9 protein-coding genes, 1 other RNA gene and 1 pseudogene are annotated in these 14789 nt (G+C 70.6%); 9 read left to right on the forward strand and 2 right to left on the reverse strand.

Annotated elements, in window-relative coordinates; genetic code table 11:
* Positions 1-741, forward strand: a 741-nt coding sequence (locus I3F54_RS28585; protein WP_240121814.1) for a histidine phosphatase family protein, incomplete at its 5' end; no start/stop codon positions are given.
* Here the strand turns inward: I3F54_RS28585 and eda are convergent.
* The gene (eda, locus tag I3F54_RS28590) at positions 716-1387 is read right to left on the reverse strand and encodes a bifunctional 4-hydroxy-2-oxoglutarate aldolase/2-dehydro-3-deoxy-phosphogluconate aldolase (RefSeq protein WP_240121815.1); all 672 of its coding nucleotides are present in this window, start codon (positions 1385-1387) and stop codon (positions 716-718) included. The genes I3F54_RS28585 and eda overlap by 26 nt on opposite strands.
* 83 nt (positions 1388-1470) lie before the next feature.
* On the reverse strand, positions 1471-2253 hold the full coding sequence (gene yaaA / locus I3F54_RS28595; RefSeq protein WP_240121816.1) for a peroxide stress protein YaaA: 783 nt from the start codon (positions 2251-2253) through the stop codon (positions 1471-1473).
* Between the two features lie 168 nt (positions 2254-2421).
* On the opposite strand from yaaA, the gene I3F54_RS28600 reads away from it, so the two are divergent.
* The 8 genes and pseudogenes from I3F54_RS28600 (at position 2422) to I3F54_RS28640 (ending at position 14726) form a co-directional block, all read left to right on the forward strand.
* Complete coding sequence (locus I3F54_RS28600) at positions 2422-3294, forward strand: AraC family transcriptional regulator (RefSeq protein WP_240121817.1); 873 nt, start codon at positions 2422-2424, stop codon at positions 3292-3294.
* Between the two features lie 55 nt (positions 3295-3349).
* Positions 3350-4096: pseudogene (locus I3F54_RS32630) on the forward strand (DMT family transporter); the annotation flags it as partial.
* Between the two features lie 115 nt (positions 4097-4211).
* Positions 4212-4625, forward strand: an RNA gene (gene rnpB, locus I3F54_RS28615) — RNase P RNA component class A.
* An 848-nt stretch (positions 4626-5473) separates the two neighbouring features.
* Positions 5474-7174: a serine/threonine-protein kinase gene (locus I3F54_RS28620; RefSeq protein ID WP_240121820.1), complete on the forward strand. Its 1701-nt coding sequence runs from the start codon at positions 5474-5476 to the stop codon at positions 7172-7174.
* A gap of 593 nt (positions 7175-7767) precedes the next feature.
* Entirely contained in the window at positions 7768-9987 is a 2220-nt protein-coding gene (locus I3F54_RS28625; RefSeq protein ID WP_240121821.1) for a hypothetical protein, read from the forward strand.
* A gap of 38 nt (positions 9988-10025) precedes the next feature.
* The gene (locus I3F54_RS28630; protein ID WP_240121822.1) at positions 10026-11111 is read left to right on the forward strand and encodes a hypothetical protein; all 1086 of its coding nucleotides are present in this window, start codon (positions 10026-10028) and stop codon (positions 11109-11111) included.
* A gap of 359 nt (positions 11112-11470) precedes the next feature.
* Entirely contained in the window at positions 11471-13360 is a 1890-nt protein-coding gene (locus I3F54_RS28635; protein WP_240121823.1) for a DUF2075 domain-containing protein, read from the forward strand.
* Positions 13361-13997: 637 nt separating this feature from the next.
* Positions 13998-14726 (forward strand): SUMF1/EgtB/PvdO family nonheme iron enzyme, encoded by a 729-nt coding sequence (locus tag I3F54_RS28640; protein WP_240121824.1) that lies wholly within the window; start codon positions 13998-14000, stop codon positions 14724-14726.
* Positions 14727-14789 lie beyond the last annotated feature (63 nt).

A 14789-nucleotide genomic window follows, 5' to 3' on the forward strand; every position in this document is an offset into this window, starting at 1 on the left:
GTCTCCACCATCGCCGCGTACGAGCAGGGGCGCCGGGTGCCGCCACCGAGGTTCATCGACCAGGCCGTCCCCGCCCCCGACGCCTCCGCACGCGGCTGGAGCGCGGCCCCCGACCTCGGCGCCCCCGCCACGTTCGTCCTGCTCCGGCACGGCGAGACCCCGCTGACCCCCCAGAAGCGGTTCTCCGGCAGCGGCGGCACCGACCCCTCCCTGTCCGACGCGGGCCGGGAGCAGGCCGAGCGGGTCGCCGCGGCCCTTGCCCGGCGCGGCACGATCCAGCACATCGTCACCTCCCCGCTGGCCCGCACCCGGGAGACCGCCGGGATCGTCGCCGCCCGACTCGGTCTGGAGGCGGTGGTCGACGACGGGCTCCGGGAGACGGACTTCGGCGCCTGGGAGGGGCTGACCTTCGCGGAGGTGCGCGAGCGCCACCCGGACGACCTGAACGCCTGGCTGGCCTCGGCGGACGCCGCACCGACCGGCGGCGGCGAGAGCTTCGCCGCGACCGCCACGCGCATCGCCGCCGCCCGCGACCGACTGGTCGCCGCGTACGCGGGACGCACGGTGCTGCTGGTCACCCACGTCACCCCGATCAAGACCCTCGTGCGGCTCGCCCTCGGCGCGCCCCCCGAGTCCCTCTTCCGCATGGAGCTGTCGGCCGCCTCGCTGTCCGCGGTCGCGTACTACGCCGACGGCAACGCCAGCGTCCGGCTGCTCAACGACACCGCCCACCTGCGCTGAGCCCGGCCGCCTCCCGGGCCAGCCGTTCCACCCGGGCCCAGTCCCGCCCGGCCACCGCGTCGGAGGGAACCATCCAGCTGCCGCCCACACAGCCGACGTTGGACAGCGCCAGGTAGTCCGGGGCGGACGCGGCGGTGATGCCGCCGGTCGGGCAGAACCGGGCCTGCGGCAGCGGACCGGCCAGCGAGCGCAGATACGCCGTGCCGCCCGCCGCGTGCGCGGGGAAGAACTTCATCTCCCGCACCCCGCGCTCCAGCAGCGCCACGACCTCCGACGCCGTCGACACCCCCGGCAGGAACGGCACCCCGGACACCCGCATCGCCTCCAGCAGGACGTCCGTCCAGCCGGGGCTGACCAGGAAGCGCGCCCCGGCCGCGACCGAGTCGGCCACCTGCCCGGGAGTGAGCACCGTGCCGGCGCCGACCACGGCGCCCGGCACCCCGTCGGCGACGGCCCGGATGCCCGCCGCCGCGGCCGGCGTCCGCAAGGTCACCTCGATCGCCGGCAGCCCCCCGGCGACCAGTGCCCGCGCCAGCGGCACGGCGTCACCGGCGTCGTGCAGGACGACGACCGGCACGACGGGGGCGAACTCCAGCACGGAAGAGGGCGCGGGGGAGGGCCGGGCACTGGGCGGAGACGCGGGCATGGCGTCATCCTGCCCACGGCGTGCAAGCCGCGCAAAGGTCGTTGCGCGTCCTGCAACACCCGCGCCCGGCCCGGCCCATGGGCTCAGTGGATCTCCTCCACCAGAACGTCCAGTGACCACGGCTTCCCCGCCCGGCCCGGTGGCTGTGCCTCCACCGCGTACCCGAGGTCGCGCAGCGCCGTCACCAGTTCGGCGGGCCCCTGCGGCGCGGCCCCGTCGGTCAGCAGGCTGCGCACGATCCGCCCCTTCGTCGCCTTGTTGAAGTGGCTGACCACCTTCCGGGTCGGCGCGTGCAGCACCCGCACGCTCGCCGTCCGCCCCGCGACCTCGCCCTTCGGCCGCCAGGCCGCCGCGTACGCCGACGACCGCAGGTCCAGCACCAGCCCGTCCCCGGCCGCCTCGGGCAGCACCCCGGCCATGGGCGTCCGCCAGTGCCCGGCCAGCGCGCCGAGGCCGGGCAGCTTCACGCCCATCGAGCACCGGTAGGAGGGGATGCGGTCCGTGACCCGGACAGCACCCCACAGCCCCGAGAAGACCAGCAGCGACCCGGCGGCGCGCCGCTGTGCGGCCGGATCCAGCGCGGCCAGTCCGAGGGCGTCGTAGAGCACACCGGTGTAGACCTCCCCGGCGGGGCGCGCCCCGGCCGTCCGCAGCCCGGCGTTCTTGGCGACCTCACCGCGCAGGCCCTCGCTCAGCCCCAGCACCTCGCGCGCCTTGTCCTCGTCCGCCGAGCACAGTTCGACCAGCTCGGTCAGCACCGCCTCTCGCGCGTCGTGCAGCCCCGGCAGCGACAGCGAGCCGGGCTCCAGCGGTGCGCCGCGGTCGGCGGAGGCCTTGCCTTCGGAGGGCGGGAGCAGGACGAGCACGGGATCTCCTTCGGTAGCGCTCCGAGAAAGGGTACGGGGCACGTCCTCCGCCCCCGCCCGGGTACATCGCCGCCTTCGGCGCGCTACGGGGATGCGGTACGGAGACGGAGATGCGGTATGGAAGCGCAAGCCGATGACGTTGCACCGCTGTGAAGGGGGTGCGCGGCGATGAACGAAGGCAGACCGGCGCCGAGCGACGAAGGCGAGCGGACGCCGGCCGGACGTGAGCAGGCCCGATGGACCAGGGCCCGCCTGGGGCGTTGCGGGCCCCCGCTCGACCTGCTGACCGCCCGCTTCGACCGGCACGTCTACGCCCCGCACGCGCACGACGAGTACACCGTCGGCGTCTGTGTCGGCGGCTCGGAGGTGATCGCCTACCGCGGCGGCCGCCTGCACGCCGGACCCGGCTCCATCGTCGTCCTGGCACCGGGCGAGATGCACACCGGCGGCCCCGCCACCCCCACCGACGGCTACGCCTACCGCGCCCTGTACGCGGCGCCGGGCCTGGTCGACGACGGCGTCCTCGGCGCGCCGCCGCACTTTCGCGAAGCCGTCCTCGACGACCCCGAACTGGCCGCGGCCCTCCTCGCCGCGCACGCCGACATCGCGCGCTGCCCCGACCCGCTGGAGGTGGAGTCCCGACTGCCCTGGCTGCTCACGGCCCTCGCCCGCCGCCACTCCACCGCCCGCCCGGTGGGCGACACCGTCGCGGGCGCCGACCGCATCGCCCGGCAGGTCCGCGACCGCCTCACCGACGACCTCACCGACCCGCCCTCCCTGGCCGGCCTCGCCGCCGAACTCGGCCTCTCCCGATACCAGCTCCTGCGCGCCTTCCGGACGACCGTCGGCATACCCCCGTACGCCTGGCTCGCCCAGCACCGGGTCACCCGGGCCCGCGCCCTGCTGGAGACCGGGCTGCGCCCGGCGGAGGTGGCGGGCCTGGTGGGGTTCGCCGACCAGGCCCATCTGACCCGGTGGTTCAGGCGGGTGCTCGGGGTGACCCCGGCGGCATACCGCAACAGCGTTCAAGACGCCCGCTGACCGGGTGGCCGAAACTCGCCGCATGACTGCACGCGGCTGGGTCCTGTTCTCCCTGATGGGAGTGGTCTGGGGCATCCCCTATCTGCTGATCAAGGTGGCGGTGGACGCGGTGTCCCCGTCGACGGTGGTGTTCGTCCGCTGTGCGGTCGGCGCGGTACTGCTCCTCCCCTTCGCGCTCAGGCAGGGCGGCCTGCCGCGGACCCTGCGTGCGTACTGGCGCCCCCTGCTGGCGTTCGCGTGCATCGAGATCATCGGCCCCTGGTTCACCCTGACCGACGCCGAACGCCACCTGTCCAGCTCGACGGCGGGCCTGCTGATCGCGGGAGTGCCCATCGTCGGAGTCGCCCTGGCCCGCTTCTTCGGCGCCACCGAACACCTGGGCGCACGCCGGCTGACCGGCCTGGCCCTCGGCCTCGCAGGCGTCGCGGTCCTCACGATCCCGCACCTGACCGGCGGCGACGCCCGCTCCCTCGGCGAGGTCCTGCTGACGGTGGTGGGCTACGCCACGGCTCCGCTGATCGCCGCACGCCACCTGAGGGACGTGCCGTCCCTGCACCTCACGGCCCCGTGCCTGGCGCTGGCCGCCGTGGTCTACGCCCCCGCGGCGGCGGCCACCTGGCCGGCCCACACCCCCTCGGCGTCCGTGCTGGCCGCGCTGGCCGGCCTCGGCGTGATCTGCACGGCGGTGGCGTTCGTCGCCTTCCTGGAGCTGATCAAGGAGGCGGGGCCCACTCGGGCGACGGTGATCACGTACGTCAACCCTGCGGTGGCGGTGGCCGCGGGCGCCCTCTTCCTCGGCGAGGACCTGACGGCGTCGATCGCCGTCGCCTTCGCGCTGATCCTGGCGGGCTCGGTCCTCGCCACGGCCGCCGGTCCGCGCGGGAACTCCCGGCGGGTACCATGGTCGGCACGGCAGACGAGCCGGGCGGACGGCCGCGTGGAGTCCCCCTAGGGGGCTTCCCGAGGAACGTCCGGGCTCCACAGGGCAGGGTGGTGGCTAACGGCCACCCGGGGTGACCCGCGGGACAGTGCCACAGAAAGCAGACCGCCGGGGATCTCGGTCCTCGGTAAGGGTGAAACGGTGGTGTAAGAGACCACCAGTGCCCAGGGTGACCTGGGCAGCTCGGTAAACCCCACCCGGAGCAAGGTCAAGAGGGGCCGCCTCTCCGCAAGGAGGGGTGTCCCTGCGCGGACGTTCGAGGGCTGCCCGCCCGAGTCCGCGGGTAGACCGCACGAGGCCGGCGGCAACGCCGACCCTAGATGGATGGCCGTCGCCCCGGTCTCCGCGAGGACCCGGGGAACAGAACCCGGCGTACAGCCCGACTCGTCTGCCGCTCTGGGCCCGCGATCAGCGAACATGTTGGTCATGGCCCTCTTGCTCGGCAGAGGGCTTGGGTGGAACCGGTTCCGCACTGGTTCGAACCGGGTCTCACGGCCACGTACGTAGCCGTGAGAGCCGCCACGGCATTGCGGGGCCTGGGTCTGACGAAGACAGCGCACCCGGTGGGGGGATCGGACAGGGAGCCGTCTGGCAGGACCTCTGTCCGAAGCTGTCCCTCCAGCCATCCAGGCTCTTCGAGCTGCTGCACATACCGAGTCGCCGCGTCCGCGACTCCGTCGCGAAGGTGCTGCCCGCGCTCCTCTCTGGTGCACCCGATGCCAAAGGCGTCCTCGACATCGTGCAGTACCGCGGTGACGTAGCCGGCTGTACGACCTGGGCGTCCATACCGCTTCGGCCGAACCCCGAGTCGCCCTGCGCGGCACGGTATTTGCCCCGTGAACGCCTACCGGACGCCGGAGGGTGTTCACTCGCCTTCGGCCGGCCGGTCGACGTGAGCTGATGTCAGGTGGTGGTTCGTCCGAGATGAACTGTGGCCCGGTGCAGCTCGGGGCTCTGCCTTCGGCGGGCCCGCTGCCCGGGAAATGACCTACCCGGACGCCGGTCCCAACGGGCACGTGGAGCAGGCAGTGGAAGGTATCCGAATGCCGGACACCTTCAAGGTGGGGTGAGGTGTCTGTGCGGGGGCCTCTTCCCCGTTGCCTGGGAGGGCGACGGACCGGTTGCCCAGCCGGTGGCTACTGCGCCCGGGGGCCGGGGCGCCAAGGCGTTCGGCGCGACAACACCGAGCGGTCGGCACAGCATGGAAGGGGAGGTCCTCGACCGCACGACGGCGCGGAAGTGAGGAACCATGGTCATACGTCCGTTCTCTGCACGGCACCCACGCCTGCCCGATCACGGCTCTGGAATGCCATGAGCGGCGATGAAGAGCGGCTGCTGGCCAGCCGCTATCTCCTCCTCGATCAGCTCGGCCACGGCGGGATGGGCACCGTGTGGCGGGCACGGGACCAGGTGCTGGGCCGTGAGGTGGCGGTGAAGGAGTTGACGGTCAATGGCCTGCCCCGCGAAGAGGTCGCGGTCCTGAACGCCCGCATGGAGCAGGAGGCACGGGCCGCGGCGCGGGTCAAACACCCGGGGGTCGTCACCGTGTTCGATGTGCTGGAAGAGGACGGTCGACCGTGGATCGTGATGGAGCTGGTCGACGGCCAGTCACTCGCCGACGTCATCGCCACGGAGGGCACGCTGCTGCCACGAGACGCCGCCCGACTAGGAACACAGTTGCTGTCGGCGCTGGCCCGAGCGCACCAGCTGGGGGTCCTGCACCGGGACGTCAAACCCGCCAATGTGCTGCTTGAACGCGGCGGGCGGGTCGTGCTCACCGATTTCGGCATCGCTGTCATGGGGGGCTCAAGCGGTTTGACCCGCACCGGCGACGTCGTCGGCTCGCCGGACTACCTCGCCCCGGAGCGCGCCATGGGCCACCGGCCGGGCCCGGAGTCCGATCTGTGGTCCCTCGGCGTGACGCTGTACGCCGCGGTGGAGGGGCAGTCACCGTTCCGCCGCACCACGACGATGAGCACCTTGCATGCGGTGGTCGCCGAGGAACTGCCGGAACCCCGGCACGCGGGCCCGCTCGCCCCCGTCATAGAAGCACTGCTTCGTAAGGACCCGAACGAGCGGGCGACGGCTGAGCAGGCTCAGCGGATGCTGGGCGATGTGGCGGCTGGGCTGCCGGTGAGCGCTCCCGCTCCCGAGGCGGCGGAGCATCCGCCCACGGAGGTGGCGCCATCGACGGACAGCGCCGACAAGGAGCGCCTCACCCGGGGACCGACTCAGACGACACCGCCCACGCCGGTGCCGTCACACGGGAGGGGCAACCGAGCCGAACTCGGCCCGGCGGCATACGAGGAGAACCGGGCGGCCACCCCGCCGACCGTACCGGTGCCACCCGCCGGCCCCCATGCCCATCCCGGCGGAGCGGGCGACGGTCGGCGCAGGCGGCGCAAGTCGCTGCTGATCGCCGGAGGGGCGCTGGCAGTGGCACTGGTGGGTGGCAGTGCCGCAGCTGTGGTGATGACCATCGATTCCCGAGACACCCCGCAGTCCGCACCCCCTGCCTCGCAGAGCACGGTCACTTCGCAGTCCACTGTCACCCGGACGGCTACACAAAGTCCTTCCAGCAATGCCGCCGAGCCCCCGTCACCGGCGCAGTCCAGCCCCGCATCGACACCAGCCCCTCGCACCACCGCCGTCGCCACTCCTGCCCAGCAGGTCGTCGAGGACTACTTCGCCGCCATCAATGCCGGGGACTATGCGCGCGCATGGGACCTTGGAGGGAAGAACCTGGGCGGGTCCTACGATTCCTTCGTCAGGGGCTTCTCCGACACCGTCTCCGACAAGGTCACCATCGAGTCCGTCTCCGGGGACACCGTGACCATGCGGCTCGACGCGTTGCAGACTGACGGAACACATCTGTTGTTCGCCGGCACGTACACCGTTCGCGATGGCGCCATCGTCGCGGCCGACGTTCAAGAGCAATGACACGTCGCTGAGCGCATCGCAGAAAGCTGAGCTCGTTCCCTGTTGACGGACATCCCAGGCGTGGAGCAGGGCGGAAGAGCCAGTAGCCGCCGACGTAGCCGTCGAGTGGGTCATCCTGCATGTCCACGCAGGTGTAGGCGGCGTGGTGATTCTCACTGGCGTACAGCCCGACTCGTTCGAGGTCGACCACCATCCGGCTCCGCACGCACCCCGAGTGCCGGTAGGTCGCCCCGCTCGAAACGAGAAGCCTGCTCAGGCAGGACCTCACCCCTACCGCAACCAGGACCTCACCCCGCGACGCGAGCACCCGCCGCTCAGGCTCCAGGGGAGACTCATATTGTAGTTCGGACTTGGGTTCGATGGCCGCCTGCGGAACGGCCGTGTCACGGGGAGGGCTTGATGCCGCTCGCATCGGAGAAGGTGGCCCTGCGCAGCGTCCACGACATCCTGCAGAGCACCGACTTCGGAGTGCGTGCGCACGTGCGCGCCTCGTCAGCGCTGGACGACTTCTGAGCGCAGCCGCTCCAGCCGCCCGAACCCACCGTCGATGAGCAGCAGTACCAGGGGGAACCGTGCCGACGTACCACGAGATCATGACCACCGACCTCTCCACGCTCACCACCGCGGCCGAGCGCTGGGACGGCATGGCCGCGGAGGTCCACAAGCAGGAGACCGCGTACCGGCGGGACGTACACGGCATATCCATGGGTCCGACCTGGTCGGGACTGAGCGCGGACGTCGCGAACCGCACCTTCGACATCACACTCAAGGAATTCCAGAACGCGCAGGTCGAGGCCAAGGCCATCGCCTCGCTCTTCCGGGACGCGCACACGCAGTTCGTGGACCTTCGCAAGAAGTTGGAGGCGGCCCGGGGCGAAGCCGTGGCAGCCGGCATGAGGGTGTCGGAGCAGGGCTTCGTCTCGTACGACACATCGGATTTCACCCAGGGCGAGCGTCAGGCCCTGGCGCACGACCCCGACTACCAGAAGAGCATCAGCAAGTCCGTCAGTTCCTGGCAGCAGCGCATCAACCAGTGCGTCAAGGACGTGAGCGATGCCGACGAAGGAGTCGAGGTCGCTTTCAGAGCCGTCGTGAAGGACTCCGACACCATGGACGGCACAGCGAACGGCTTCAACGGCAAGGCCGTGGGCGACATCGAGAAGTACGAGGCGGACGAAGCCAAGGACATCGCCACCCGCATCGACTCCGGCAAGGCGACCGCGGCCGACTACAAGGAACTGCAGCGACTCTTCCACGACAACTCGGGCGACAAGGCGTTCGGTCGGACCCTGCTGGACGAACTCGGCGCACGCGGCACGCTGAAGCTGTCCAACGACCTCACCAGCCTCGGCCGCTACGGCGACAAGCAACACGCCGGACGGTACGGGGAACTCGAGCACGGCCTCGCTGCGACGCTGGCCACCGCGACCCGCGATCCGCGATCCGCCTTCTACAAGCACTTCCGTTCGGAGATGCAGAAGGCCGGAGTCGCTCAGTTCAAGGTCGACGGCCTCAGCCCGATTCCGGACGAGAAGGTCCGCGGCTACCAGAGCCTGGTCACGCTGATGCAGCAGGGCCACGGCTACTCCGGGCAGTTCCTCGAGGACACCGCGGACGACATCCGGCACGCGGAGGAGTCCTACGTGGCGAAGGGCAACGTCCGATCGATCTGGGCTCTGCGTGACGACTTCAGCGGCAAGGAACGCGGCTGGTTCGCCAATGACCCGTACGACGGTGTCCTGGGCATCATGTCCGAGGACCCCAGGACCAGCACCGAGTACCTTGACCCGGCGCAGAATGACAACCTGAAGTACGCACTGCGCGGCCGGGATTGGGACACCGTCGTCGACCACTACGCCACCCCGCCCGGCGGCACCACCATAGGCATGCCGGTCATGGCGGAGGACGGCGATGTCCGGAAGGGGTTCGGCGCGGCTCTGGAGGCCGCCACGACCGGAGGTGCCCCGGGTTCCTATCACCCGGTCGGCCAGCACAGCGAAGCGCAGGCACGCATCCTGCAGAGCACCATCGACACGCTGAACTCGTCGGACCCGAAACAGGATCTGGCGCAGAAACTGCCGAAGAACCTCAACCATCCGTTGGCCCACATCCTGACGTCGTACACGCCGGACACACATGAGATCAACGCGCAGAGCGACTCCCGCTTCGAGATCCCTCCAGGTACGGCAGGTTCGACCTGGAGTGACGAGAACGGGGCACACATCACCGTGGCGCGCGATCACCTCGCCAAGATGATGCGAGGGATCGCCGACGATCCCACGGCCTTCGGGCACGTATACGGGGCGGAACAGCGTCATGCTCACGATGTACTCGCGGCCATTCCGCAGGACGCCGGGACGACGGAGATCGAGAACCGCATCAGCGACTGCTCGCGAGCCATGGGCGCCTACGACGGAGTTCGCGCCGACATCATCTTCGACGAACGGTTCCACAAGACGCAGTGGGCCGCCGACTTCAACCACGGAATCGGCACCGCTTACAGCACGGCGCTGATGTTCAATCCCGTGTCCGATCTCTCTCCTGTGGGAGACCTCGGCTCGAAGATGATCGACATGTGGGCGTACGAATCCAACAAGGAGCACACCGCCGAAGCGAACATCAAGGCCACGGACGACAACGTCAAACTGTATGCGGCCGGGCAGCACGATGTTGAGAAGCTGGTCAGGGCATGGGGGAACAGTCGCGGCCACGACATCAACAGCGAGTGGACCAAGCACTTGGTCCACACCGGCCAGGGCGACTACGACTGGGGGCGCGACCGCGCGCTCGACGTCCTCCGCGCGGACCGGTGAAACCCGAGCGGGACGCCGTTCACGAGGGAAAGAACACGATGAAGATCTTTGCGAGTCGACGGAGCCGGGTCGCCTGGGCCTTGGGCAGCGTCCTGTCGGCGTTGGGGATTGCGGCGTTCGTTCTGTACAGCACAGGTGCGTACGCGTCCTGGCGCGACCAGCGTTCCCTCGACTCGGCTTGCGACGGCACGTTGGCTCAGGGGGGACTCGATGCGGCCCTCAACTCGTCACACCAGCGGGCCAGGGCCGATGACCCGGACTACCTTGCCTCCTGCCTGGTCAACAGGCCCGACACCGGCCGGCACGGCGGCGCCCTGACGATCCGGCTCCGCTGGAGCAACCAGTCGGCCACCCTTGCGACGCTCGCCCCGCTCGGCCAGAACGCCAACGGCGTCAAGGGCCAGGCGGCGCCGCTCGGCAGCGGCTGGCCCGGCGTCATCCGCTACGACGGAACCGCACAGGTCGTGGTCGCGCTCGAGTGTCAGAACGCCAAGGACAAGGCCCTGCTGGCATACGGCGACCTCATCCGCTGGCCGGAGGACGCCAAGGAGACCGGCCCCGTCCTCACCGGGCTCGGCCGAGTGACCACCGAGACCGCTCAGAAAGCGGCGGCCAAGTACGGGTGCCGCGCGAAAGGCGGCACCCGGCTCACCCACGTGTCACCGCCGGTCCCTGCCCGCGACATGGTTCCGCAGAGCCTGTCCACGGCCCGGGGTTCCTGCGCCGCGCTTGTGGGACTCGCCGGTCGGGCTGCCGAAGCCGGGACGCCGGATGCCGTCGAATACCCTGCGGACAGGGACACTCCGCAGGTCAACTGCTACCTCTTCACGCCGGACAGGAAGCCTGGCTACGGGCTGTACGCGTACTACGGCGCCCTCGCCAAGGACTTCCAGTCCTCCGGCTTCACCGAACACGCCGACGACTACGTGTGGGCCACCGCACAGTGCCCCGGATCCGCCCAGGACGCGGTCTTCGTGCTCTACCGCCTCTACGACAGGGAGACAGGGAGCTACCCGGTCGCCCACTACTCCGGCCGGTTTGCCCGATCGGCGCTCAAGGCCTTCGCCGACCACGAGGCGAAACTGCGCGGCTGCACCGGCGTTCACGTGGTCTCTCGGCCCTGAGCGGCCGGGCCGCACATGCGGGGGATGCGGGACGATGGTGATCAGCCCGAGGGGACGCTGAGAGAAACCTCCAGGCTCCACAGGGCGGGGCGGCCGCCGACGGCCACCCGGGGTGACCCGCGGGACAGCGCCACAGAAGGCGGACCGCCGGGGATCTCGGTCCTCGGCAAGAGTGAAACGGGGAGACCGGGCACGGCGTCCGATGCCGCCTCCGCGTCCCCGCCACGACCGTCCGTGCCGCCAGGTACCCTCGAACACATCGTCAACGCGGCCCGACGGGCTTCCGCTCCACCTCGGTGGAGTCCTGAAGGACATGCCCCCACCCGCACGAGTCTTTTCGTGCTGCCTGGGGGAAGTCCTTGCTGTTCCGCGCGTCCGCGAAAACGGTCGCCGTCATGGCACTCGACGGTTCGCTGTTCCTGCACCTCACCGACACGTTCGTTCACATGCACGGCTATCGGCCCGGCCCCTCTGAGGTGCGTTCCTGGGAGCGCAGCATTCCTGTCCTGGCCGCCGCGCTCAACGACGCCGGCCTGGGCGATGTGGAGGTCATGCTGGAGTACGCGCTCCCGCTGAACAGCAAGCGCGCCGACGTCGTCCTCGCCGGAGTGCACCCGGTCACGGGAGAGCCGTCCTACGTCGTGGTGGAGCTGAAGCAGTGGAGCCAGGCACTGCCCCACGACGACGACCCGACCCTGTGCCATGTCGACGCCTATGCCCAGCCGGTCCTCAACCCCGTCGAGCAGGTGCGCCGCTACTGCGAGTACCTCGTCAACTTCAACGGAGCGGTGGCCGAGCACAGGCACCGAGTGGCCGGCGTGGCGTTTCTGCACAACGCCACCGAGTTCGGCGTGACCGGGCTGCGGGAGATCGAGCGTGACGGCCACGGACTGCTCTTCACCGCGGAACGCCGGGGCGCCTTCCTCGACCACCTTCGTACCAGGCTGAGCGACAAGCTCCCAGGAACGTGGGCAGCCGACGAACTCAACGCGGGCGCCACCGTGCCGTCGAAACAGCTCATGTCCGTGGCCGCTGAAGAGGTGCGCGAGCGCTCACAGTTCGTCCTGCTCGACGAGCAGCAGGTCGCGTATCGCATGGTGCTCAACGCCGTGGAGAAGGCGAAGCACGCCGATCGCAAGGAAGTCGTCATCGTCACGGGCGGCCCCGGCACGGGGAAGAGCGTGATCGCTCTCCAACTGCTCGGCGAACTCTACCGGCGCGGGGTTCCGGCGCTGCACGCCACCGGGTCGCAGTCGTTCACCAAGACGATGAGGAAGGTCGCCGGAGCGCGCAAGCGCGAAGTCCAGGACCTGTTCAAGTACTTCAACAGCTTCATGACCGCCGAGAAGAACAGCCTGGGTGCCCTGATCTGCGACGAGGCGCACCGCATTCGGGAGACCTCGGCCAACCGCTACACGCGTGCCGAGTACCGTACGGGCAGGGCACAGATCGACGAACTCATCGACGTCGCCCATGTGCCCGTCTTCTTCCTCGACGAGCACCAGGTCGTCCGCCCCGGTGAGATGGGCACCGTTGCCGAGATCAAGGCGGCAGCGGCGAAGCGGGACATCCCCTGCCATGTCGTCCCGCTGGACAGCCAGTTCCGCTGCGGTGGGAGCGACGCCTACCTGCGCTGGGTGGTCCGCCTCCTCGGCCTGGAGCCGGGCGGCCCGGTCGTGTGGGAGCCCGACGGGCGCATGCAGTTGCTGGTCGCCGACAGCCCGCAGGAGATGGAGGCCTTCCTCGAAGCCCGCCGGACCCGGGACTACGGAGCCCGGATGTCCGCGGGCTACTGCTGGCGCTGGTCCCCGGAACCGAAGCCCGGCGATCCGCTCCCGCCCGATGTCGTCATCGGCGACTGGGCCCGTCCCTGGAACCTGCGGGGTGACCGTTCGGCCTCCGGCGCACCCCCGGCCGCCCTGTGGGCCACCGACCCGGCGGGTTTCGGGCAGGTCGGCTGCGTGTACACCGCCCAGGGCTTCGAATACGACTGGTCGGGCGTCATCATCGGCGCCGACCTGGTCTGGCGCGGCGACCGCTGGGTCACGGACCGTACGGCATCGAAGGACCCGGTCTTCAAGAAGTCCACTCCCGGCACCGACGTGGACCGCCTGATCCGCAACACGTACAAGGTCCTGCTGACCCGGGGCATGGTCGGCACGGTCGTGTACTCGACGGATCCTGAGACGCGGGCGAAGCTGCGCGAGTTGGCGGGCGGAGGACTGGAGCGGGAGCCCGCACAGGTTTGACCGGAGAGGAAGAAGACAGCCGGGACGGATCAGGAGGGCGTACTGATCGGAGCGGCCGGCCTTCCCATCGGCCTTGCCCCTCGGCCACCTTCGTCATTGCGATGGAACGGCACCGGTGCTGCGGGCCTGCGGATGTTCGGCAGACTCGCGGCGTCGTGAACGATCACGATGGTCCGCCTTTCCTGTCCAGGAGGCAGCCGGTCCGGGCGTGGCCGAAGCGGTGGGGCCCGAGGAGTCGTTGCTCCCGGTGGTGGGCGTTCCCCCAACGCTCCTGTGCTCTGCACAGGAGCGCCGGGGCAGTGAGGGAGACGGTGAGGGCGAGAGCGAGACCTGGGTGAGCACGCATGGGTGCTCCCGTCTGTCGGGTGACGCCGGATCCGAGGCTGATCCATTGGAGTGGACACCCTGGCCATGGGGCGTGGTTGTTCAGGAAGGGGCGTTGGGCGTTGGGCACGGGACGCTCTGTCCGGTGCTCGGAGGAGTCCGGAGGGAGGCAGTCGTGCTCCATGGCGCAGCGAGCGGCGGGGGCGGAGGCGAGGGCTGGGGTGCCGTTAGGCGGCCGGACGGAAATGGTCCGCCCGTGCGGTGAAGTGCGCCGGTAGGGTGCGGCGTTGTGGATGCGGGGGCGGGAAACGTGATGGTGGCCGTTCCGCCGGGGCGGGTGGTGCTGTCGGACCGGCGGACGCGGAGGACCTGGCCGGTCGAGGTCGGGCCGTTCCTGATGTCGGCGCTGCCTGTCACGCAGGCCTGGTACGCCCGGGTCACCGGCGGGCGGCCGAGCGCTTCCCGGGGTGACCGGCTGCCCGTCGAGAGCGTGTCGTGGTGGGACGCGGTCCGGTTCTGCAACGCGTTGTCCCGGCAGGAGGGGCTGACGCCCGTGTACCTCCTCGGCGACTCCGACTCCGACTCCGACTCCGACTCCGACTCCGGCACCGGCACCGGCTCCGGCGCCGGCACCGGCGCCCACTCCGTGACCGTCGTGTGGGACCCCTCCGCGGACGGCTACCGGCTGCCGACCGAGGCCGAGTGGGAGCACGCCTGCCGGGCGGGCAGCGCGGGTCCGCGGTACGGGTCCCTCGACGAGGTCGCCTGGTACCGGGGCAACACGGAGGGGCGCATCCGCCCCGCCGGCGGCAAGGGTCCCAACGCGTGGGGCCTGTACGACATGCTGGGCAACACGTGGGACTGGTGCTGGGACCTCTACGACGCCGACGTGTACGGCACCTACCGGGTGCTCCGCGGTGGTGGATGGGCCGACGAGCACTGGAGCTGCCGGGCGTCGGTGCGGCGGCGCAGCCACCCGACCCTGCGGATCGACGACGTGGGGTTCCGCGTCGCGCGGTCCGCACCGCCCTCCGGTCCCTGACGGCCACCGCGACCCCGCGCACACCCCGCGCACACCCCGCGCACACCCCGCGGACACCCCGTG

This window comes from Streptomyces sp. MUM 2J, from assembly GCF_022414535.1.
Taxonomy (GTDB): domain Bacteria; phylum Actinomycetota; class Actinomycetes; order Streptomycetales; family Streptomycetaceae; genus Streptomyces.

Bases quoted from the DNA above. Each gene is read 5' to 3' on its own strand.
- eda (WP_240121815.1), bottom strand. From the start codon at position 1,387: ATGCCCGCGTCTCCGCCCAGTGCCCGGCCCTCCCCCGCGCCCTCTTCC.
- I3F54_RS28600 (WP_240121817.1), top strand. From the start codon at position 2,422: ATGAACGAAGGCAGACCGGCGCCGAGCGACGAAGGCGAGCGGACGCCG.
- I3F54_RS28625 (WP_240121821.1), top strand. From the start codon at position 7,768: ATGACCACCGACCTCTCCACGCTCACCACCGCGGCCGAGCGCTGGGAC.
- I3F54_RS28630 (WP_240121822.1), top strand. From the start codon at position 10,026: ATGAAGATCTTTGCGAGTCGACGGAGCCGGGTCGCCTGGGCCTTGGGC.
- I3F54_RS28640 (WP_240121824.1), top strand. From the start codon at position 13,998: ATGGTGGCCGTTCCGCCGGGGCGGGTGGTGCTGTCGGACCGGCGGACG.